The sequence below is a fragment of the Prevotella sp. P3-92 genome (assembly GCF_002251205.1).
In the GTDB taxonomy this organism is placed as follows: Bacteria; Bacteroidota; Bacteroidia; order Bacteroidales; family Bacteroidaceae; genus Prevotella.
In genome coordinates, this window is sequence record NZ_NPJE01000046.1 from 1 (window position 1) to 858 (window position 858).

Sequence of the window (858 nt, forward strand, 5' to 3'; positions counted from 1 at the left end):
AACTTACAGATTGTAATTTTCTGCAAAGATAGTCATTTCTAACCCATAGAGTCATTTTTTGCTCGTATTTTGTCGCATATCAACCACTTACAACGATTGTTTATCGTTTTTAGTGGACACTAGTGATATGGTATATACATAATCTTCCGTGGTATTATTAGGAACTTCTAAAAAACTAAACATATTATCGTCAATTCGACAATAGAATGGTTGTTCCAGTTCACTTACGTCAGCCTTACTGTTTTCTGAATAAGCTTGATGATTATTTTTATCAACATATTGTATTCTTTGACTATTTGCTGGTATTGCCCCTGACAATAGGAATGCGATTGCCAGGATTATGGATTTAAAATAATGTGTAAAATTCTGTTTCATTGTTTGTTTCTTTTGTTGTTTATTGTTATTTTGTTGATTAATATTATGTACACACGCAATGAGCCTTCCGCCTGTGCCATCCTCTGACACCTGCGGAAGGCTCTGTATCTATATGTGAATGAAGACGTTACGGCAAAGCCGATACCCCCCCCCTAAAACTCTAAGGCTCAGGGGGTTGCATCCAGTCTTTGTTGTATATTCCATCTTCTTCATATAATGTGGCTCATCACCCAGTTGCGAGCGAATATACCACGTTGCGCTGCAAAGATATAAATTTTCTCTCAAACAAATGTCAAAATGCTCAGATTTTATTTGTATTTACAACAATTTAACGTTTTTAGCCGCCTTTCCGCTATCGCGTATTCAACTGGCAAGTGCAATCGGTACTATTGTATGTTGTCTATCTCATCGTTAAGAACTTGCTGGACAGCGACAGTAAGCAAATCACAGTAGGCATTCATTTCCGATTCTGTGTCATACTGC

The 858-nt window shown here is 37.1% G+C and carries 1 protein-coding gene; it reads right to left on the reverse strand.

The window, feature by feature from the left end; genetic code table 11:
* Window positions 1–87: 87 nt before the first annotated feature.
* Window positions 88–375 (reverse strand): hypothetical protein, encoded by a 288-nt coding sequence (locus CIK93_RS06960; protein ID WP_144269535.1) that lies wholly within the window; start codon window positions 373–375, stop codon window positions 88–90.
* Between the last annotated feature and the right edge of the window lie 483 nt (window positions 376–858).